At 69.2% G+C, this 19819-nt stretch carries 21 protein-coding genes and 1 tRNA gene; 8 read left to right on the top strand and 14 right to left on the bottom strand.

Annotated elements, in window-relative coordinates; genetic code table 11:
* Positions 1-253: 253 nt before the first annotated feature.
* The 6 genes from CA951_RS11905 to CA951_RS11880 form a co-directional block, all read right to left on the bottom strand.
* On the bottom strand, positions 254-1222 hold the full coding sequence (locus tag CA951_RS11905) for a sulfite exporter TauE/SafE family protein (protein WP_087557023.1): 969 nt from the start codon (positions 1220-1222) through the stop codon (positions 254-256).
* A gap of 262 nt (positions 1223-1484) precedes the next feature.
* The gene (locus CA951_RS11900; RefSeq protein ID WP_087557022.1) at positions 1485-2729 is read right to left on the bottom strand and encodes a trans-acting enoyl reductase family protein; all 1245 of its coding nucleotides are present in this window, start codon (positions 2727-2729) and stop codon (positions 1485-1487) included.
* A 35-nt stretch (positions 2730-2764) separates the two neighbouring features.
* Positions 2765-3175: a DUF2784 domain-containing protein gene (locus CA951_RS11895; protein WP_087557021.1), complete on the bottom strand. Its 411-nt coding sequence runs from the start codon at positions 3173-3175 to the stop codon at positions 2765-2767.
* 89 nt (positions 3176-3264) lie between these two features.
* Positions 3265-3681, bottom strand: a complete 417-nt coding sequence (locus tag CA951_RS11890) for a universal stress protein (RefSeq protein ID WP_087557020.1) — start codon at positions 3679-3681, stop codon at positions 3265-3267.
* A 105-nt stretch (positions 3682-3786) separates the two neighbouring features.
* Complete coding sequence (locus CA951_RS11885; protein ID WP_087557019.1) at positions 3787-5238, bottom strand: SDR family oxidoreductase; 1452 nt, start codon at positions 5236-5238, stop codon at positions 3787-3789.
* A 72-nt stretch (positions 5239-5310) separates the two neighbouring features.
* Positions 5311-5396, bottom strand: a tRNA-Leu gene (locus CA951_RS11880).
* Between the two features lie 111 nt (positions 5397-5507).
* Between CA951_RS11880 and CA951_RS11875 the strand changes: the two genes are divergently transcribed.
* Positions 5508-6860, top strand: coding sequence for a M20/M25/M40 family metallo-hydrolase (locus CA951_RS11875; protein WP_087557018.1), 1353 nt, complete (start codon positions 5508-5510; stop codon positions 6858-6860).
* A gap of 33 nt (positions 6861-6893) precedes the next feature.
* Positions 6894-7427, top strand: coding sequence for a YbhB/YbcL family Raf kinase inhibitor-like protein (locus tag CA951_RS11870; RefSeq protein ID WP_087557017.1), 534 nt, complete (start codon positions 6894-6896; stop codon positions 7425-7427).
* A gap of 77 nt (positions 7428-7504) precedes the next feature.
* On the opposite strand, the gene CA951_RS11865 is transcribed toward CA951_RS11870, so the two are convergent.
* From CA951_RS11865 to CA951_RS11855, 3 genes are read right to left on the bottom strand one after another with little or no spacing between them, the layout of a single operon-like run.
* Entirely contained in the window at positions 7505-8575 is a 1071-nt protein-coding gene (locus tag CA951_RS11865; protein ID WP_087557016.1) for a quinone-dependent dihydroorotate dehydrogenase, read from the bottom strand.
* A gap of 10 nt (positions 8576-8585) precedes the next feature.
* Positions 8586-8825: a DUF5703 family protein gene (locus tag CA951_RS11860; protein WP_087557015.1), complete on the bottom strand. Its 240-nt coding sequence runs from the start codon at positions 8823-8825 to the stop codon at positions 8586-8588.
* On the bottom strand, positions 8826-9836 hold the full coding sequence (locus tag CA951_RS11855) for a hypothetical protein (RefSeq protein ID WP_087557014.1): 1011 nt from the start codon (positions 9834-9836) through the stop codon (positions 8826-8828).
* A gap of 184 nt (positions 9837-10020) precedes the next feature.
* Between CA951_RS11855 and CA951_RS11850 the strand changes: the two genes are divergently transcribed.
* Entirely contained in the window at positions 10021-10398 is a 378-nt protein-coding gene (locus CA951_RS11850; RefSeq protein WP_087557044.1) for a hypothetical protein, read from the top strand.
* Positions 10399-10408: 10 nt separating this feature from the next.
* On the opposite strand, the gene CA951_RS11845 is transcribed toward CA951_RS11850, so the two are convergent.
* From CA951_RS11845 to CA951_RS11825, 5 genes are all read right to left on the bottom strand, one after another.
* Positions 10409-11278, bottom strand: a complete 870-nt coding sequence (locus tag CA951_RS11845) for a heme ABC transporter ATP-binding protein (RefSeq protein ID WP_087557043.1) — start codon at positions 11276-11278, stop codon at positions 10409-10411.
* Positions 11275-12348, bottom strand: a complete 1074-nt coding sequence (locus CA951_RS11840) for an iron ABC transporter permease (protein ID WP_087557013.1) — start codon at positions 12346-12348, stop codon at positions 11275-11277. Before CA951_RS11840 ends, CA951_RS11845 begins: the two co-directional genes overlap by 4 nt.
* Complete coding sequence (locus tag CA951_RS11835; protein WP_087557012.1) at positions 12345-13379, bottom strand: hemin ABC transporter substrate-binding protein; 1035 nt, start codon at positions 13377-13379, stop codon at positions 12345-12347. The genes CA951_RS11840 and CA951_RS11835 overlap by 4 nt, the downstream gene beginning before the upstream one ends.
* Positions 13376-14062, bottom strand: a complete 687-nt coding sequence (locus CA951_RS11830) for a heme oxygenase (biliverdin-producing) (RefSeq protein WP_087557011.1) — start codon at positions 14060-14062, stop codon at positions 13376-13378. Before CA951_RS11830 ends, CA951_RS11835 begins: the two co-directional genes overlap by 4 nt.
* 98 nt (positions 14063-14160) lie before the next feature.
* A complete protein-coding gene (locus CA951_RS11825) occupies positions 14161-15090 on the bottom strand; it encodes an aldo/keto reductase (protein ID WP_087557010.1) in 930 nt (309 codons plus the stop codon).
* A 234-nt stretch (positions 15091-15324) separates the two neighbouring features.
* Here CA951_RS11825 and CA951_RS11815 point away from each other — a divergent pair, with 234 nt between their 5' ends.
* The 5 genes from CA951_RS11815 to mshC all read left to right on the top strand — a co-directional run bounded on the left by CA951_RS11815 (position 15325) and on the right by mshC (position 19782).
* Positions 15325-16170, top strand: a complete 846-nt coding sequence (locus CA951_RS11815; protein ID WP_072941787.1) for an undecaprenyl-diphosphate phosphatase — start codon at positions 15325-15327, stop codon at positions 16168-16170.
* 40 nt (positions 16171-16210) lie between these two features.
* Positions 16211-16909: a histidine phosphatase family protein gene (locus CA951_RS11810; RefSeq protein WP_087557008.1), complete on the top strand. Its 699-nt coding sequence runs from the start codon at positions 16211-16213 to the stop codon at positions 16907-16909.
* A gap of 152 nt (positions 16910-17061) precedes the next feature.
* Positions 17062-17655, top strand: a complete 594-nt coding sequence (locus tag CA951_RS11805) for a DUF3090 domain-containing protein (protein ID WP_087557007.1) — start codon at positions 17062-17064, stop codon at positions 17653-17655.
* 3 nt (positions 17656-17658) lie between these two features.
* A complete protein-coding gene (locus CA951_RS11800; RefSeq protein WP_087557006.1) occupies positions 17659-18462 on the top strand; it encodes an SCO1664 family protein in 804 nt (267 codons plus the stop codon).
* Between the two features lie 72 nt (positions 18463-18534).
* Positions 18535-19782, top strand: a complete 1248-nt coding sequence (gene mshC, locus CA951_RS11795) for a cysteine--1-D-myo-inosityl 2-amino-2-deoxy-alpha-D-glucopyranoside ligase (RefSeq protein ID WP_087557005.1) — start codon at positions 18535-18537, stop codon at positions 19780-19782.
* The last annotated feature ends 37 nt before the right edge of the window (positions 19783-19819 follow it).

Below are 19819 nucleotides of genomic sequence, written 5' to 3'. Positions count from 1 at the left end.
CTTCACCGCACCCGACCAGAAACCGTCGACGTCGATCCCGGTCCCCGGCAACGCCTCCTCGTTCACGAAGTCATAGAGCACCTTCGCGACCTGCAGACCGCCGACCTCAACACGCTCAGTCATGAAATGACTCACCTTCCGCTATCGGAGCACCGGACGGGTGCCATGAACCGCGACCAATGTTACCCGCTGGTAGGGATGCGGTGTGGCAGATGTCCGGCGGCTTCTCGATCGGGCGGAGGGTGAGGTGAGGTCAGGCCTTCTCGCCGCCGGTCGACGGCTCCAGGGGCTGCGCTTCCGGCTCGCTGGGCGTGTTGATCTCGGCGTCGATCCGGTGCAGATCGCCCGCGGCCTCTGCGGCGCTGAGACGCGAACGGCGCCAGGCGACGACCAGCAGTCCGGCCCACACCGCCACGAGAGCGGCGTAGCCGAGGACGGCGACGGCCCCCGTCACGTCGAACGTCTTGAACAGCTTCTGCGCGTTGGTGATGATGATGATGCCGCCGACACCGGTGCCCAGCAGGGTCGCAGGCACCCGGCTGACGAGCCACGCGGCGACCGGTGCGGCGATGATTCCGCCGAGCGCCAGACCCGCAATGATCGGGATGTTGTCGAAGAAGTCGCTGCCGAGCCCGAAGATGAATCCGATGCTGGCCGCGGCGGACACCAGGAACTCCGACGCGCTGACCGAGCCGATGACGGTGCGCGGCGCGGTCTTGCCGCGCGAGAGCAGCGTGCTGGTGGTGATCGGTCCCCAGCCGCCGCCACCGCTCGCGTCGATGAATCCACCGAACAGTCCGAGCGGTGAGAGGAACTTCGCCGTGTGCGGCGACGTCCGGGCGTCGTTGACGGCGGGAGGGCGGATCGAGAAGCGGAGGAGGACGTAGACGCCGATCGCCAGCAGGATCGTGGATGTCACGGGGACGGCGGCGGCAGTCGACAACTGCGACAACACCGTCGCGCCGAGGAACGCGCCGATGGCGCCGGGAACGCCCAGACGAAGGACGAGCGGCCAGTCGATGTTGCGGAACCGCCAGTGCGACGCGCCGGAGGCGAGCGTGGTGCCCACCTCGGCGAAGTGCACGGCTGCACTGGCGTGGGCAGGCCCGACGCCGCTGAACACGAGCAGGGTGGTCGCAGTCACGCCGAACGCCATGCCGAGGGCGCCGTCGACCAGCTGGGCACCCACGCCGACCAGCGTGAAAATCAAGAGTTTGAACATCGAGACTCCGACCGAGAGAGCGAACCGTCAGGACAGCAAAGACCAGCGAGCAGGCTGGTCAGCAACATCCCTGGTCGAAGGCATGGCCTCGGCGGGAGGGCCAGAAGGGCATGAGGGCGAGCGAGGCCGCGGGGCCTGCCTGCGCGCTCGTGCCGTTCACTCGAACTCCCGAATCTCTCGTCGTGTGCACGGCTGTCCGCGCACAGGGTTCGACATTAGCGGCAGGGGTGGGCGCGTGTCATCTTCACACGCGCCCGACCGCTCACAGTTTTCGCGCAGAGATCTCGAAGCCCGCGTCGCGCAGCCGTGTAACCAGCACGTCGCCGAGCGCCGTCGCCGGAGTGAGGACGCCCGCCGCGTCCGGCAGCGCGGCGCCGCCGAGGACGAGACTCAACGCGGATTCGCCGAGCATCACCGCGGTGGCGCGGTAGCCGGGGTCACCTTTCGCCTTCACCCGCGACGTGTAGTGCGCGCCCGTGGTGGTGGTCGTGTACAGGTCGACGGTGAAGTGGCCGTTGCGTTGCGCCTCCTCGCTGGGACCGTCGCCCGGTGAGGGCAGGACGCGGTCGAGGACGTACCGGGTGGGCGGGAGGGCCATGCCGGCGATCAGCGCGCCGAGGCCGGCCGTCACCGCACCCGCGATCACCGGCGTGATCGGGGAACTGCCGACGCTCATGACCTCGCGGTACTTGAATTCCCGGCCGTACGCCCAGTCGCGGAGCGCGTTGCTGCGCCGCACGACCCGCGTGTTGTAGGGGCCCATGAAGAACGGTGCCTTCCAACCCTTGACGCCGGGCGCGATGGTCTTGCCGTCGACCACGCCCATGTCGGTCTGCTTGCCGAGATCGGGTTCCTTCGACCGGTCGGGGCTCAGCGAGTACGGAGAGGCCGCGAGACGGCGCGACGCCGCGTCCTTCTTGGACACGTCCACCTGAGTGCGCAGCGAATCGATCGTGCCGCCGCTGACGCCGCCGCGCAGCGACGTGACCACCAGGGTGGTGTCGGTGAGTTCGCCGGCGCCGTCCTCCCGGACCTTCGCGTGCAGGACGTGCACCCCGAGGTCGGACGGGATGGAGTCGAAACCGCAGGAGTGGACGATCCGGGCGCCGGTCTCGCGGGCCCGTTCGTGGTTGGCGTCGATGCTCTCGCGGGCGAACAGCACCTCCCCGGTGAGGTCGACGTAGTCGGTGCCCGCCTCGGCGCAGGCGGCGGCGAGTGCGTGTCCGTACTTGGCGTAGGGCCCGACCGTCGTCGCGACCACGCGGGTGCGTCCCGCCAGGGCGGCGAGCGACGCGGCGTCGTCGGAGTTCGCGACGATGACGGGCCAGTCTGCCGCGCGCGGACCGAGCGAGGACCGCACCGCCTCCAGTTTGGCGGCGGTCCGTCCCGCGAGCGCGATCCGGACACCGTCCGGGGCGTGCTGAGCGAGATAGTCGGCGAGCAGTTTGCCGACGAAGCCGGTGGCCCCGTAGACGACGAGATCCAATTCACGCGTGTTGTCTGTCATGGCACGACCCTACTCGTCGGTAGGGAAGGGTGGGGTCAGAGTCCGGCACCGCCGGGGCGGGTCGGTGCGAGGGGTGTCCGGGTGCGGACCCGCAGCACGACGTAACCGGCCCACGACGTGACGACGCCCAGCGCCACGAGTGTTTGGATCGCTCCCGCGGCGGATTCCGGGTAGACCACGCCGGTGATGTAGTGGGCGATGAACCCGGACGAGGGGAGCGGGTCCTGCCCGGCGCGGACCCGGGCCCAGCTCTCCAGATGCGTCAGCGGGCAGTCGATGCCGACGATCAGGCCGGTGAATCCCCAGGCGACCGCGGCCAGGTGGAGGGCGATGGTCCGCGGCCACCGCCAGGCGAGAAAGCCACCGCACACGACGTAGAGGATGAAGATCAGGTGTGCGACGACCGTCGCGCCGGCGACGACCTCGTAGAAGACCACGCTCCCCATCGATGCACCCCTGACCTTCGAAGTGTCCCCCCAACGCCATCGTAGGCGCGGTCTGCCGGGTTCACGGGGTAACGGGCTCGGGGGCGGAATCAGGCCGAGCCGCGCGCCTCGTCCTTGACCACCAGGATCGGAATGTCGACCTCGAGCAGGAGCCGCTGCAGCCAACGTTCCAGGAGGAACTTGCCGACCGGGGACATGCGCCGGGTGCCCACGACGAGCAGGTCCGCGCCGCTGCTGTCCACCAGCGCGCGCAGTGCGCTCACCTGATCGCCGTCGTGTTCGCTGGTGCGCAGTTCCCACGACGACTCGCCGACCCCGCCACTCTCGAGCGTCGCCTGGATCTCGGCGCGCAGAGCGGACCGGTCGGACTCGGCATCCTGACCGGGGTCGTCGTCGAGGACGTGGAGGACGAGTAGCTGTTCCCGTCGTTGCACAGCCTCGCGGGCGGCGTGGACGATGGCCGCCCGGCCTTCCGGGCTGTCTCGGTGGACAACGGCTATCGCCATGAAGCGCCTCCATATTCAGGGATCGGTACCACGTCCATTATCCCCGTGCCGGAGAGTGCTCCTGCTGTGTCGATGCTCTCGAACGGGGAGCCGCGTGGTGCCCGATCACCAGGGTGAGGGCTCGTAGTCCTTCAGGAAACAGCCGTGCAGATCGACGCCCTGCTCGCCCTGGACGATGGGGTCGTAGACGCGGGCGGCGCCGTCGACGAGGTCGAGGGGGGCATGGAAACCCTCGTCTGCCAGGCGCATCTTGGTGTAGTGCGGCCGCTCGTCCGTGATCCACCCGGTGTCCACCGCTGTCATGAGGATGCCGTCCTCGAGCATCTCCTTCGCGCTGGTGCGCGTGAGCATGTTCAGGGCGGCCTTCGCCATGTTGGTGTGCGGATGCCCCGGACCCTTGTAGGCGCGGCTGAACTGGCCCTCCATCGCGGAGACGTTCACCACGTACTTGCGGCGGGCACCTGCCGCCGACATCGCGGGACGCAGCCGGGAGACGAGGATGAACGGGGCGACCGAATTGCACAACTGCACTTCGAGCAGCTCGATCGGGTCGACTTCCTCGACCGTCTGGACCCAGCTGTTCGTGTGCGCGAGATCGGGCAGCAGACCGCCGGCGTCGATCGCGAGACCCTGGTCGATCCGGTCGGGAGACGCCGACTTCGCGACCAGCGCGAGCGAACTCACCGCGTCGGGGGACAGTGCGGCGCCCGCCATCACGGACACGTCGGACAGCGACCCGGCGAGCGCCGCCGGGTGGGCGTCGCTCGTCTTGCCGAACGTCAGGACGTCGGGAAGGTCGCCGGAGGGCAGCGCACCGGACTCGGCGTCCGCCAGCGCGCTGTAGGCGCCGGGCGAGCGTCGCACCGTCTGCGCGGCATTGTTGATCAGGATGTCCAGCGGGCCCTGGGCGGCGACGGAGTCGGCGAGCGCGACGACCTGCGCCGGGTCGCGCAGATCGATGCCGACCACGCGCAGGCGGTGGATCCACTCGCTGCTGTCCTCCATCGCCTTGAAGCGGCGGATGGCGTCGTTGGGGAAGCGGGTCGTGATGGTGGTGTGGGCGCCGTCGCGCAGCAACCGCAGGGCGATGTACATGCCGATCTTGGCGCGACCACCGGTCAGCAGCGCGCGGCGTCCGGTGAGGTCGGCGCGCGCGTCCCTCTTGGCCCGGCTCTTCGCCGCGCACTCGGGGCACAACTGGTGGTAGAACGCGTCGACCCGGGTGTAGCGCTGCTTGCAGATGTAGCACGGGCGGGGCCGGATCAGGGTGCCCGCGGACGCGCCGTCGGCGTTCGACGTCAGCAGAATGCCCGCGGTCTCGTCGTCGATCCGGTCGGGGGAACCCGTCGCGGTGGCGGCGACGACCTTGCGGTCGGCCTCGGAGACGGCGTCGCGGGCCGCGATCCGCCTGCGCTTCTTCAGCTTCTTGAAAAGGTGACCGACAGCACGCTGGACCGTGACGGAATCGGGATCCGCGTCGTCGAGGTCTGCGGCCAGATCGAGAACTTTCAGGCAGATCTCCAGATCCGCCGGATCGATCGTCGTTGTTTCGCCCATCGAACTTCGCCCTCTCACGAAGAAAGCCCCGGTTCAGTGAACCGGGGCTTTTTCGTCTGTCTCAACTCAGAGTGTCCGAGGGGGGACTTGAACCCCCACGTCCGTTAATAGGACACTAGCACCTCAAGCTAGCGCGTCTGCCATTCCGCCACTCGGACTTGCCTGCCCCCATTTCCTGGGTGCTGCAAAAGATTAACCGATGAACCGCCACGGCCCAAATCGCCCCTCTCACCTGAGCGTTTCCACCTGACCGGTGGTAGGAAAGTGGAGTGCCAACTACACAGGAAACCCCAGGCCAGGGTCGCGCCGAAGCCGAAGTCGTGGATCTCGTCAGTTCATTGATCCGCTTCGACACGTCCAACACCGGAGAGCTCGCGACGACGAAGGGCGAGCGCGAGTGTGCGGAGTGGGTGGCGTCCCAGCTGCAGGAAGTGGGCTACGAGACCGAATATGTGGAGTCGGGCGCACCGGGCCGCGGCAACGTCTTCGCGCGGCTGAAGGGTTCGGACCCCGACCGCGGCGCACTGTTGCTGCACGGTCACCTCGACGTCGTCCCCGCCGAACCGGCCGATTGGCGCGTCCACCCGTTCTCCGGAGCCGTCGAGGACGGTTACGTGTGGGGTCGCGGCGCCGTCGACATGAAGGACATGGTCGGGATGATCCTGGCGGTCGCCCGCCAGTTCAAGGCGGAGGGCATCGTTCCTCCCCGCGACCTCGTGTTCGCGTTCGTCGCCGACGAGGAGGCCGGCGGCAAGTACGGCTGCCAGTGGCTGGTCGAGAATCGTCCCGATCTGTTCGAGGGTGTCACGGAAGCCGTCGGCGAGGTCGGCGGGTTCTCCCTGACAGTCGCCCGCCCGGACGGCACGGACCGCAGGCTCTATCTCGTCGAGACAGCGGAGAAGGGCCTCGGATGGATGCGGCTGACCGCGAAGGGGCGGGCCGGGCACGGTTCGTTCCTGCACGGCGACAACGCCGTCACCATCCTGGCGCAGGCGGTCGCCCGGCTGGGGGCGCACACATTCCCGTTGGTCATCTCCGATTCGGTGGCCGAATTCCTCCAAGCGGCCGGGGAGGAGACCGGACTCGACTTCGACCCGACGTCGCCCGACCTCGACGGCACCCTTGCGAAACTCGGCACCATCGCCAACATCCTCGGTGCCACGCTCCGCGACACCGCGAACCCGACGATGCTGTCCGCCGGCTACAAGGCCAACGTCATCCCGCAGACTGCGGAGGCCGTCGTCGACTGCCGGATCCTGCCCGGCAGGCAGGCCGAATTCGAGGCGACGGTCGACGAGCTCATTGGACCGGACGTCCAGCGCGAATGGATCACGAAGCTCGACTCCTACGAGACCACGTTCGACGGGCACCTGGTCGACGCCATGAACGACGCCATCCTCGCGCACGACCCCGGCGCCAGGACCGTGCCGTACATGCTGTCGGGAGGAACCGACGCCAAGGCGTTCGCGAAGCTCGGCATCCGGTGCTTCGGATTCGCACCGCTGCAATTGCCCGCCGACCTGGATTTCAGCGCGCTGTTCCACGGCGTCGACGAACGGGTACCCGTGGACGCACTACTGTTCGGTACACGCGTGCTGGAACATTTTCTGCTCCACAGCTGATCGAAAACCGATACGCGACACGAGAGGAACCGCATGTCACACGACCCGTACGAGGCCCTTCCCGACCTGCCGAGTTTCGAGCTGACCTCCACCGACGTCACTGACGGGCAGCCGCTGAGCAAGGAACAGGTCAGCGGAATCTTCGGCGCCGGCGGCTACGACAACTCACCCCAGCTGTCGTGGTCGGGGTTCCCCGCCGAGACCAAGAGCTTCGCGGTGACGGTGTACGACCCCGACGCGCCGACGGCATCCGGGTTCTGGCACTGGGCGGTCGCCAACATCCCGGCCGACACGACCACGCTGGTGAGCGGCGCGGGCGACGACGACGGCACCGGGCTCCCGGCCGGTGCGATCACGCTGAAGAACGACGCCGGACTGAGTCGTTTCCTCGGCGCCGCCCCGCCGGCAGGTCACGGGCCGCACCGCTACATCTTCGTGGTCCACGCGGTCGACGTGGAGACCCTCGACGGGGTCACGGCCGACTCGACGCCCGCGTTCCTGGGGTTCAACCTGTTCTCCCACGCCATCGCCCGCGCGAAGATCCAGGGGACGTACGAGCAGCAGTAACTCCGGTAGTTCCGGAAAACACGGGTGGCCGGCGAATCCTCGGGATTCGCCGGCCACCGGGCTCGGTGCGGGTTCCGTCAGCGCACGGCGCCGGCGCCGACCGCATCGGCGATCGAGGAGTGGCCGGCCTCGCGCACCTTCCGGGCCAGCCCCTTGTGGATGCGGCGAGCCCAGAACGGGCCGCCGTAGATGAAGCCGGTGTACCCCTGCACGAGGGACGCACCGGCCAGGATGCGTTCCCACGCCTGGTCGACCGTCTCGATGCCGCCGACGGAGACCAGCACCAGACGATCCCCGACCCGCGCGTGCAGGCGGCGCAGGACCTCGAGGGATCGTTCCGCGACCGGAGGTCCGGACAAGCCGCCCGCGCCGATCGCGGTCACCTCGTCATCCGGGGTGTTCAGCCCGTCCCGGCGGATGGTGGTATTGGTCGCGACGATGCCGGCGAGGCCGAGTTCGAGGGCGAGATCCGCGACCGCGTCGACGTCGTCGTCGGACAGGTCCGGGGCGATCTTCACCAGCACCGGGACGGTCACGGTGTCGAGAACCGCACGCAGCAGCGGCCGGAGAGATTCGACGGCCTGCAGGTCGCGCAGTCCCGGGGTGTTCGGTGAGCTGACGTTGACCACCATGAAATCGGCGAGCGGGCCGAGCAGTTGCGCGCTCGCCGTGTAATCGGCGGGGGCGTCCGCGGCGTCGACGATCTTGGTCTTGCCGATGTTCGCGCCGATCGGGACACCGGCCCGGCGCTGACGCAGGTGATTGGCCGCGTTGCCTGCGCCGTGGTTGTTGAACCCCATCCGGTTGATCAGGGCGCGGTCCGCGGGCAGCCGGAACAGGCGGGGAGCCGGGTTGCCGGGCTGCGCCTGGGCGGTGACGGTGCCCACCTCGGCGAACCCGAATCCGAGAGGACCCCAGGCGTCGACGCCGGTGGCGTCCTTGTCGAACCCGGCGGCCAGCCCGAGCGGCGCCGGGAAGTCGAGTCCGAACACGGTGTTCCGCAGAATCGGATCGTCCACCACGAGAACCCTGCCGACGAGTTGGCGCAGCGGCGAGAACCGCGTGACCAGGCGCATCGCAGCGAAGGCCAGGTGATGAATCCGCTCCGGAGGAAGGCGGAACATCACCTGTAAGAGCAGGTGGTACAAGGAGGTCTCCCTAGATTGCGGGGTCGGGGACATGGTGAGCGGTCTTCCTTCGTTTGAGCAGTACCCGGCGGCTTCCGTCGGAGTACAGGCGGACCCGCGACAGCTCCCAGCCGCCGAATTCCGCCTGGAGGGCCAAGCGCATCGATGCGCTGACGCGGGTGACGTCGGGTGGCAGCCGAAGCGGCACGTACTCGTAGTCCTCGGATTCGATCTCCCACCCGGAGGGGAGTCGACGTGAATGCGATGCCATCTACGAACTCCTCGTCGGGATCTGCTGCAAGCCGTCTCCCGTCGCGGAACCGATCAGGAGGTCACCGTTCACGGTATCCACAGTGACAGAATTCGGCTGCCGGACGGTGGGATACCGGGCTGTTTCCACGCCGACACCGCTGGACAGGTCGAATCCGACCACCTCGTTGGTTCCGGTCAGCGTGACCCATGCCCGGTCGGCGGTGTCGTCGTAGGCGACGGCGTACGGGGCGAGTCCGGCCGGGAACCGCTGGCGGAGCATCAGTGTGTCGGTGGTGTAGGCGAGCAGTTCGTCGCCGGTGGTGTCGGTGACGAGGATCCGCCCGTAGTGGTCGGTGGTGAGTTGCGTCGCGCCTTCACCGGCGCGCAGCGCGACGCCGAGCGCGGAACCGGGGACGTCGACGGCGGTGACGGACGTCTGACCGCGGTCGAGGGCGGTCAGCGAGTCGCCGACGACGGCCAGCCCGTCGACGGAGGTGAGGCCGTCGATCACCTGTGACTCGTTCGTCTCGGTGTTCACGATGTGAATCTCGCCATTGCCCAGACCCATCGCCAGCCGGCCGTCGGACAACTGCGCGACCGAACGGACATCGCCGTCTGCGGGGACGAACGTCACCTCACCCGTGCGCAGGTCGAGCCGTCCCACCTGCGTATTCATCGCGAGAAGGGCCACACCGCCGGGAGCGAGGGACACCTGGGCGACGGCCCCGTCCAGCGGGATCGTCCGCGGAGCCGCCGTGAAATCGCCGGCCGGGAACAGCAGGATCTCGTTGCCTTCGCCGCTGAGGACGACGGTCGTGCGGGTCTCGGGGTCGAAGGTGGTCGACTCGATCGGCAGGCCGACGGGGTGGACGACACCCGCGGGCGCGGTGCCCTGCGCCGGGGACTGCGCGGCGGTCGCGGGCGCGATCGTGATCGCCTGATCCTCGTCGGAGTTCGACGAACAACCCGTGACCAGTAGAAATGCCGCTCCGATACACGAGGCGACGACGCGCGCTCCCGGTCTACCCATGTGCTGCTCCTCGGGGTTCTCTCAACGACCTACACCTGCACAACTGTCCACTAGCATCCCTGATCCGCGAAACGCCCACGAATTCGGTCGGTGCCGAGCGGGTGCCGAGGCGATACCGTGAGAACCATCGACCCCGCGCCCGGTGGTCTCCCGACCGCCGGCCCAGGTCATCGAGGAGCAGACCGTGGAAATACCCGAAACGCCGACGTTCACCGTCGAAGACATCTCGGTCGGACCGCACGCGCACGGCTTCGGCCGGACCGCCGAAGGTAACTCCTACGCATTCCGCGTGCGCAAGAGCACGATGCACGTCGAGGTGTACCGCGCCGACGTCGAAACCGAGGTCCCGGACCCGGACGACATCGTGGCGTCCGCGCGGCGCTCGGTCCGGGAGATCGACCTGACCGACGAGCGCAGCATCGTCGCCGTCGTGCGGGACGCCGTGTCCCATCCCGATTTCCTGGCGGCGGGGTCGCCCGATTCCCGGATGGCGAGTACGGAGGACGGCATTACCGTTCGTGCTGTCCTCAGCCGTCTGGGCGCGGTTATCGACGGACTGTGACCGCCGGCCACTAGCGGTGGTCACGGCGGGGGAGGACGAGAGTCGCGCCGGTCACCGGGTGCGCGATGACCTCGACGGGGTGCCCGTACACCCGGGTCAGCAAGTCCTCGGACAGGACGTCTCCGGGCGGCCCGTCGGCGGCGACGCGGCCCTGCTCGAGGACCACGATCCGGTCCGCGTACGCGGCGGCGAGCGCGAGGTCGTGGAGGACGACCACCACCGCCGTGCCCTGTTCCGCGCGGGAGCGCGCGAGGCGCATCACCGTCTCCTGATGGCCGAGGTCGAGGGCGGCGGTGGGCTCGTCCAGCAGGATCGTCTCGGTGCGCTGCGCCAGCACCCGGGCCAGCGCCACGCGGGCGCGCTCGCCACCCGACAGCGCGGTGAACGGACGTTCGGCGAATGCCGCGACGTCACAGATCCGCATGGCCTCGGCGATCGCGGCGGTGTCGTCGTCGGTGCGGGGTGTGCGCGCCCACGGGGATCGGCCCATCGTGATCACCTGGCGTGCGGTGAACGAGAATCCGACCGTGTTCTGCTGGGGGAGGACTGCACGCCGCTGGGCCATTTCGAGTGCCGTCCACTCGCCGAGGTCCCGGTCGTCGAGCTGCACGCTGCCCGCGTGCACGTCCTGATCACCCGACAGCGCCGCGAGGAGCGTCGACTTGCCTGCCCCGTTGGGGCCGACGAGAACGAGGACCTCCCCGATCCGCACGTCCACGGACACGTTTTCGAGCACAGGTCTGCCACCGCGGGTGACGGCGATGCCGTCGGCGCGCAGCGTCACGGCCCCAGAGGGCCGCGGCGGGGGCACCGGATCGGTCCGCCGGAACAGGTTCTGCTCAAGGGCCTCGCCGACGCGCGTGCGGAACGACGGACTCATGCCCACCCGCCCTGACTGGCCCGGGTGCGGCGCAGCAACCAGAAGAAGAAGGGCCCCCCGACGAGGGCCGTCAGCATGCCGAGGGGGAGGTCCGCGTTGGCCACGAGCGACCGGGCGCCCAGGTCGGCGAGCAGCAGCACGAGGGAACCGCACAGCGCGCTCGCCGGAATCAGGGCCCGGTGGCCCGGGCCGACGGCGATCCGCATCAGGTGCGGGACCACCAGCCCGACGAACAGGATGATGCCGGTGAACGCCACGCTGGACGAGACGAGCAGGGCGACGATCAGCACCGCGATCTGACGCAGCCGTTCGACGTCGAGGCCGAGGTGACGTGCCGCGTTCTCGCCGAGCGAGAGCAGGTCGAGTTTCCCGGCGATCATCATCGTGGCCGCGATCCCGGCGACCGTCATCGGGGCCACCACCGCGACCGCGCCCCAGGTGGCCCCGTTGAGGCTGCCCAGTTGCCAGAAGACGATCTGATCGCGCGCCGCGGGGGACGCGACGAACGTGAAGAACGCGATGAGGCCGCCGGCGAACGCGTTGACCGCGACGCCGGTCAGGACGAGGGTGACGACCTCGGTCCGGCCCTCGTGCCGGGCCAGGAGATACACGGCGGCGGTGGTGACCAGTCCGGCGACGAAGGCGGCCGCGGCCACCGTCCACCCGGCCGCGAACGCGCCGCCGACGACGATCGCGGCGCTGGCACCGACCGCGGCACCTGCGGACACCCCGATGACGCCGGGTTCGGCGAGCGGGTTGGCGAACACACCCTGCAGCAACGCTCCCGCACATCCGAGTGCCGCCCCCACCAGGATGGCGAGGATCACCCGCGGGAACCGGACCTCCCACAGCGTCACCTCACCGCTGGGGTGCGCGGGCATCGGCCCGAGATCCAGCCCGATGCGGTGCAGGATGCTGCCGACGACCTCCCCGGGGCCGGTCGGCACCTGACCGATGCAGGCCGAGAACACGGCGGCGACGGCGAGGGCGATCAGCAGACCGCCGAGGACGGCACCGGTCCGGGTGCGTGACGAGGGCTTGGAAGGAGCGTCGAGGTCTTCGACCGTCATGGAGTGGCGGCCGGGTAGACGGCGTCGGCCAGGGCGCCGAGGACGCGACCGGTGTTGGGGCCGAAACTCAGCAGCACCCCGTCCTGCATGTCCACGACCCGCTGGTTCCGGCCCGCCGGCGTCTGCGCCACCCCGGGGATCTTCTCCAGGCCGTCGATCCCGCCGATCGATTCGAGCCCACCGGTCATCATGAGGAGCACGTCGGGAGCGGCGGCGATCAATGCCTCGCTGGTGATCGGGGCGAACTGCTGGGTGATCCCCGAGGCGGTACCGGCGTCGACGGCGCCGAGCGCGTCGATCAGGGAATCGGCACCCGATCCCGGGCCGCCGATCATGGTGATCGCGGTGCCGCGCAGATAGAGGAATGCGATCTTCAGCGGATTCTCGCCCTGGGGGGCGCGACTGCGGGCCGCCGCGATCTCGCTCTCCGTGCGGGCCGCGAGTTCCCGGCCCTGCTCGGGCACCCCGAGCGCATTCGCCACCGCGGTGATCTGGCCGGGCACACCGTCGAGGGTGCGCGTCGGATCGAAATAGACGACCGGCACCCCGGCGGCCCGCAACTGGTCCTGCACCGCCTGCGGTCCGATGCTGGTGTCGGTGAGGATCACCGTCGGCGCCAGGTCGAGGATGGCCTCGGCGTTGAGGGATTGGCCGCCCGGTGTGACCACCGGCACGTCCTGGGCAGCCGGGAACTCGGACGCGATGTCCCGGCCCACAACGTTGTCGCCGAGCCCGAGCGCGAACACCGTCTCGGTGAGCGTTCCGTAGCGGTCCGCGGTCACGATCCGGCTCGCGTCCGTGATCGTCACGTCCACCCCGTCGAAGCTGCGGACCGTGACGGGCAGCGCCGGTGTCGCCGAGGACGCGAGAGGCTCCGGATTCAGGTCGTCGAGGACCGCCGTGCGCGCGCCGCCCGTGCCGCCCGCGCTGTCGCCGGAACTGCACGCCGACACTGCCACCGCGGCCACCAGGAGCAGGATGAGAACGGTGAACAGCGACCTGTCCGTGCGGGCCCGGAACATCGAGCTCATCGTGCGCGATACCGGTCGATGTCGGCTTCGAGGTCGGCGAACAGGGCGCCGTTGAGGCGGTACGCGAGGTTGACCTCGTCGATCACCCGCTGCTGGTCCTCCGGAGACAGCGGCGCGGCGTCCAGTTTCGCCCGGTAGGTGTCCTTGAAGACCTTCGGTTTCGGGATGTCGTCGAAGGTGTAGAACTGCAGGCCGTCGGTGCTGTACCCATAGGCGCGTTCGAGCATGCGCCGGATGATCTGCCCACCGGACAGGTCGCCCATGTACCGGATGTAGTGGTGCGCAACGAAACCGGCGGGCGATTCGTACGCCACCTCGCGGAGCCGTTCCACGTACCGGGTGGTGGCGGGCAGCGCGGAGACGGTGTCCCGCCACGACGGCCCGCGCAGGAATGCGAGATCCGCTTCCAGCGACGGAACCCGCAACAGCTCGTCGTGGAGAAACGGCGACACGACGGGGCTGCCGGTGTGGGTGCGCCCGGCGTCCTCGAGTTCGCGGTAGACGAGGTACGTCTGCGCGAGCAGTTCGGCGTAGCCGTCCGAGGTGAGCTCGCCGGCGAGCAGGGCCCCCACGAAGCGGGACTGCTCGGTCTCCCGGTGAGCGGCGTCCGTGCCCTCCTTGATGCGCTCGGCGAAGCCGACGGTTCCGCGGTCGGCCGCGTCGGCCTCGTTCAGCGTGGTCATGGACTCTCCTGCGGATCTACGGACGTCGGCCGGTGGGCACCAGGTTAGCCTGCCCTGCACGTGAACTGCAGGTGCACGTCCGCCGGCTCCCGCTCGCGCTACGCGCTGACGTCGTCGAGTGCCGCCGCGATCGCGGCGGGCAATTCCAGCTCCTCGGCGACGAGCACTCCGGTCAGCTGGGCGATGTCCCTGGCCCCGACGACCGCGCTCGCGACGCCGGGACGGTCGCGCGCCCAGGCGAGTGCGACCGCCAGCGGGGACGTGCCGAGACCGTCGGCGGCGGTCACGACCGCATCGACCACCCGCACGGAGGAGTCGGTGAGGTAGCTCTGGACGTCCTGCGCGTGCGCTTCGTCGGCACCGCGTGAATCGACGGGGATGCCGTTGCGGTATTTGCCGGTCAGCACCCCGCGGGCCAGCGGCACGGCCGCGAACACCCCGACGCCGTGATGGGCGGCGGCCGGAACGAGTTCCTCTTCGACGCCCCGGGCGAGGAGCGAGTACTCCACCTGGGTGGCGACGAGCGTGGTGCCCCGGGACGCGCCTGCCGCGGTGGCCAGCTGCCACCCCAGGTAGCCCCTCGCCCCGACATACCGGACCCGGCCGCTCGACACCGCGAAATCGAGTGTGGCGGCGATCTCGTCGACCGGCGTGAACGGATCCCACGTGGCGACCTGCCACATGTCCAGGTAGTCGGTACCGAGCTCGCGCAGGGTCGCGTCGAGCTGGGCGACGAGTCCCCGCCGCGAGCAGTCGATTCGCGAGGGTCCCGCCGGGTTGATGCCCGAACTCGAGCTCAGGACCAGTTCCGTGCGCGGCACCACGTCGTCGAGCAGTTCCGCCAGGATCCGCTGCGCCGCACCGTCGCCGTACGCGGGTGAGGTGTCGACGAGTGTTCCGCCCGCATCGACGAACGCCGCGATCTGCGCGGCGGCCTCGTCGCCGTCGGTGTCCCGACCCCAGGTGAGCGTGCCCAGGCCGAGACGTGACACTCGCAACCCGCTTGCTCCGACCGATCTCTGTTCCATAACCGCCTGCGTCTCGTACCGTAGCTGCAACCCGGGCCTCGGCCCGAAGATGCTGGTGCCCCCCGGGAACGGCCACCACAGGAGCAGAGTAGTGGGGTTCCGCGTGGCAGGGGTCCTGCCACGCCGGATTCTGCCGGAGCACACCCACCCCGGTACCGTGGCGCCGGTGAATTACGAACGCGACATGGGAAATTGGCGTCAGAGCGGCACATTCGGCCTCGGGACCGGTGAGTGATGGGCGAGGCGATGACCTGGCTCCAGGCGATTGTCCTCGGTGCCGTCCAGGGATTGACCGAATTCCTGCCCATCTCCTCGTCCGGCCATCTCCGGATCGTGTCGGAGGTCTTCTTCGGTGACGACGCCGGTGCCTCGTTCACCGCCGTCACCCAGCTCGGCACCGAAGCCGCGGTGCTCATCTACTTCGCCCGCGACATCGGACGGATCATCGCCGGCTGGTTCCGGGGACTGTTCCACGCCGAGCATCGCAGTGATCTCGATTACCGGATGGGCTGGTATGTGATCATCGGCACGATCCCGGTGGGTGTGCTCGGGTTCCTGTTCAAGGACCAGATCCGCACCGGCGCCCGCAACCTGTGGCTGATTGCCACCATGCTGATCGTGTTCGCGTTCGTCATCGCGGCCGCCGAGTACTACGGGCGGAAAGTGCGTCCCGTCGAGGACCTGCGCGCCAAGGACGGCATCATCATGGGTTCGGCCCAGGCACTCGCGCTGATCCCGGGGGTCTCGCGGTCGGGCGGCACGATCAGCGCCGGCCTCTTCCTCGGACTCACCCGTGAAGCCGCGGCCCGCTATTCGTTCCTCCTCGCCATCCCCGCGGTCGTCGCGTCCGGGCTGTTCAGCCTGCCGGACGCGTTCGAACCGGCCGGTGAGGGTCTCAACGCGAGTGGCCCGCAGCTCCTCGTCGCGACCGCGATCGCCTTCGCCATCGGCTACGCGTCGATCGCGTGGCTGCTGCGTTTCGTCGTCGACCACTCCATGTACTGGTTCGTCGGCTACCGCATCATCCTCGGCGTCATCGTCCTGTCGCTTCTCGCGACCGGCGTCGTGTCGGCCACCTGAGATCGGGCGGTCGGGGAGTGCGCGACACTAGGCTGGGCCAATGACAGTTGTGCTGCTGCGCCACGGGCGGTCGACCTCGAACACTGCACACACGCTTGCCGGCCGGTCACCGGGAGTCGAACTCGACGACCGCGGCCGCGAGCAGGCGCAGGCGATCGTGGCCCGGCTCGCGGACGTGGTGATCGAAGAGATCGTGCACTCACCGCTTGTGCGGTGCGAGCAGACGGTGGAACCGCTCGCCCGGGCACGGGGCCTGACCCCGGTGGTGGAACACCGGCTGGTCGAGGTCGACTACGGCGAGTGGACGGGTCGGGAGCTGAAGGTCCTGCTCGAGGAGCCGCTGTGGAAGATCGTGCAACAGCACGCGTCCGCCGCCGTGTTCCCCGGCGGCGAAGGGCTCGCCCAGGTGCAGGCGCGGGCCGTCGCCGCGGTCCGGGAGCACGACGCCCGGCTCGCGGAACTCCACGGCCGCGACGTCGTGTGGGTTGCCTGCTCGCACGGCGACGTCATCAAGTCCGTCCTCGCGGACGCCCTCGGTGCGCACCTCGACGGATTCCAGCGGATCGTCGCGGAACCCGCCTCCATCAGCGTGGTCCGGTACACCGCCACCCGCCCCTACGTGCTGAAGATGAACGACACCGGGGCCGATCTGTCGGGGGTGAACGTGCCCCCGGCGTCGGGAGACGGCGCCCGGGCCGAAGTATCCGGATCGGTGCCCGGCGGGGAGGTCCGGTTGTGATGATTGGGCGGACATCGCCGGTAGCGATTAGGCGGACCCCGCCGGTATCGATTGACGGATAATGAACGCAGCATGCTGCGAGGAACAGTCCGAGACGGAACAACGAGTGGGCAGCGCCGCAGTAGGGCCCGGCTCCAGCTGAAGGAGGTGCAATGTCACGCGCAATTCACGTATTCCGCACTCCTGACCGATTCATTGCCGGGACGGTGGGTGAACCCGGCGACAGGTCGTTCTATCTCCAGGCAGTACACGAGGCGCGAGTGATCAGCGTCCTGCTGGAGAAACAGCAGGTACAGGTACTGGCCGACCGGATGGGACTTCTCCTCGAGGAAGTGCACCGCAGGTTCGGCACGGACGTACCCCCGGAAGGGGCCGAACTCGACGACGCCAGCCCACTCGTCACCCCGATCGACGCCGAGTTCCGCGTCGGGACGATGGGCCTCGGCTGGGACGCGGACGCCGGAGCCGTCGTCGTGGAACTGCTCGCCGTCAGCGAGACGGAATTCGACGAGTCCGTGGTCCTCGACGACTCCGAGGACGGACCGGACGCCGTGCGCGTGTTCCTCACCCCGCTGCAGGCGAGGGACTTCTCCCTGCGGTCCGAACGGGTCATCGCAGCCGGTCGCGCACCGTGTCCACTGTGCGGCGAGCCGCTCGCCCCGGAGGGGCACATCTGCATCCGCACCAACGGGTACCGCCGCGGCCAGAGCTTCGGACTGACCCCGGAAATGGACGAGGAGGACTGACGGTTGCCTGCCGAGGAGTCCGATCCACTGGAGTCCGGCGAGCTGACCCTCATCGGCCAGATCACCCACGCCAGTAACGCCACCCTGGTCTGCGACGCGGTCGCGGGTGAGAACACCGTTCGCTGCGTGTACAAGCCGGTCCGCGGGGAACGACCGCTGTGGGATTTCCCGGACGGCACGCTCGCCGGACGCGAGGTCGCGTCGTATCTCGTGTCCGAGCAACTCGGGTGGGGCGTGATTCCCCGCACTCTGCTGCGGGACGGTCCGTTCGGCCCGGGGATGGTGCAGCGGTGGATCGACACCCCCGACCGGCACGCCGACGACACCGGCGGTCTCGACCTGGTCGACATCTGCGCCCCCGACGCGGTCCCCGAGGGGTGGTTCGAGATCCTGCGCGCCACCGACATGGACGGCGAACCGGTCGCGCTGATCCATGCGGACGATCCGCGGCTGCAGCGGATGGCGGTCCTCGACGTGCTGATCAACAACGCCGACCGCAAGGGCGGCCACGCGCTCGAGGGTCTCGACGGTTCCGTCTACGGCGTCGACCACGGCATCTGCCTGCACACGGAGAACAAACTGCGGACCGTGCTGTGGGGGTGGGCCGGGACGGAGGTGCCGGGCGCCCTCGTCGTCGACATCGCCGAACTCATCTCCTCGCTCGAGGGCGACTTCGGTGCGCGGCTCGGTGAGCACATCACGTCCGACGAGGTCGCCGCGCTGTACGAGCGCGCCGTGGATCTGCTCGCCGCACCGGTGATGCCCCGGCCGAACGGTCACCGGCCCATCCCGTGGCCCGCGTTCTGAGCGACCCGTTCGGAGCCCGGCGGGCGGCGGCTCCCTCCGAGGCGGAAACGCGGGTCCATTAGGCTCGCTGTCATGCAGTCTTGGTCCGAAACCGCTGTCCCGTCCGTTCCAGGCCAGGGGCCTCCGCTGCGGTTGTTCGACACCGCCGACCGGCAGGTGCGCCCCGTCACCCCCGGACGCACGGCCACGATGTACGTGTGCGGTATCACCCCCTACGACGCGACCCACCTCGGTCACGCCGCCACGTATCTGACGTTCGATCTGGTGAACCGGATCTGGCGTGACGCGGGGCACGACGTGCACTACGTCCAGAACGTCACCGACGTGGACGACCCGCTGTTCGAGCGCGCCAACCGCGACGGCGAGGATTGGGTCGTCCTCGGCATGCGTGAGACGGCACTGTTCCGCGAAGACATGGAAGCCCTCCGGGTCATTCCCCCGCGCGACTACATCGGCGCGGTGGAATCGATCGGCGAAGTGATCGAGATGGTCGAGAAGTTCGTGGCGTCCGGCGCCGCCTACGTCGTCGACGACCCCGAGTTCCCCGACGTCTACTTCCGCGCCGACGCGACGGAACAGTTCGGGTACGAGTCCGGCTACGACCGCGCGACGATGGACAAGTTCTTCGCCGAACGCGGCGGCGACCCCGACCGCCCCGGCAAGCAGAATCCTCTCGACGCGCTGGTGTGGCGTGCGGTCCGGCCGGGTGAGCCGTCTTGGCCGTCGCCGTTCGGTCCCGGGCGTCCCGGCTGGCACATCGAGTGCTCGGCCATCGCACTCAACCGCATCGGTTCGGGTTTCGACGTCCAGGGCGGCGGCAGCGACCTGATCTTCCCGCACCACGAGTACTCCGCGGCGCACGCCGAGTCGGCAACCGGGGACCGTCGCTTCGCACGCCACTACGTGCACACCGGCATGATCGGTCTCGACGGCGAGAAGATGTCGAAGAGCCGCGGCAACCTCGTGTTCGTGTCGAAACTGCGCGGCGAGGGCGTCGACCCGGCCGCAATCCGCCTCGGACTGCTGTCCGGGCACTACCGGCAGGACCGTCCGTGGACCGAGCAGGTTCTCGCCGACGCCCACACCCGGCTCCAGTTGTGGAAGGACGCCGCCGCGCTCGAGTCGGCGCAGTCGGCCACCGACACGATCGCCCGGCTTCGCCAGCATCTCGCGGACGACCTCGACACCCCGAAGGCGCTCGACGCCCTCGACGGCTGGGCCCGCCGCGCCCTCGACAACGGTGGCACTGACACCAACGCGCCGAGCGAATTCGGCGCGGCGGTGGATGCCCTTCTCGGTGTGCGGCTTCGCCGCCCGTGAGTACTTCTTAACCGCCCGCGGTTAACAAGTACTCACG

It is taken from the genome of Rhodococcus sp. NCIMB 12038 (genome assembly GCF_002165735.1).
Classification (GTDB): domain Bacteria; phylum Actinomycetota; class Actinomycetes; order Mycobacteriales; family Mycobacteriaceae; genus Rhodococcus_F.
This window is presented reverse-complemented; position numbering and strand designations above follow the sequence as displayed.